At 38.8% G+C, this 918-nt stretch carries 1 protein-coding gene; it reads right to left on the reverse strand.

Annotation, left to right across the window (positions count from 1 at the left end; translation table 11 throughout):
• The coding region (locus tag AC3WSK_RS26490; RefSeq protein ID WP_492535162.1) for an IS110 family RNA-guided transposase at positions 1-918 on the reverse strand (918 nt) is incomplete at both ends.

A 918-nucleotide genomic window follows, 5' to 3' on the forward strand; every position in this document is an offset into this window, starting at 1 on the left:
TTTTTAATTTATCGTAGTACTCAACAATGTGATTTCCACCAAATCGTCGCTGTCTAATCATGTTCTGAACGGTTAGATACATTATTTTACGTAGGTGTTTATTGCCGCGTTTATTAATCTTGTCTTTAGCTATAAACTTCCCGGATTGATACCGCCTAATATCAATACCTGTATAGGCATTCAACTGTCTGTTGTTATCAAATCTCTGAATGTTCCCAATTTCTGCTATGATTCTGACAGCTGAGTTAGCTCCAATAGCCGGAATACTACGTATTATGCTATATTCTTCAATCCTTTCGGCTATCGACTCCATTTTACTGATACATTGTTCTTTCTGAAGGAGAAGCTCTTGAAACCGTTTAGCATATACACGAACTTGATCACAAACCACATCTGTTGAAGACGCGGCGGGGTAAGATTGCTTTGCGGCCTCTATTAATTCAACAGCTTTTTCCTCTGCTTTGTTTACTGCCATTCGTTTATTTGTGTTTGCGAGTATTCGATTTTTAATGATTGTTTTTGAATGATTCAAGACTAGATCTGGATGAGGGTATAATTGTACTACGTTTAGGAACAGTTCAGACTTGGTCGTGAAGATATTCTCGAGTTCAGGAAATGTTTCCTGGACGACCTTATGCAATCGACTGCGAGTGACGCTCAATTCATCATCCAATTCGCTGTAGTGTCTCGATAATCGTTTTAACTGACGGTAAACATCATTGGAATCTGTTTCAATCCGTCTTTCGTGCGTAAAGTGTGTGAGTGCCAATCGATGTGCATCACTTCGGTCCGTTTTGTGAATCCGTAAGGAATCACATTGGAGTTTTGCTTCCAAGGGATTTAATAGGCAATAACTATAGTTGTTCTCTTGCATGAAACGTTCCAGTGTTCTTGAATAGACTCCTGTAGATTCAAATA

This window comes from Lysinibacillus sp. EB271-A1-10B (genome assembly GCF_058791335.1).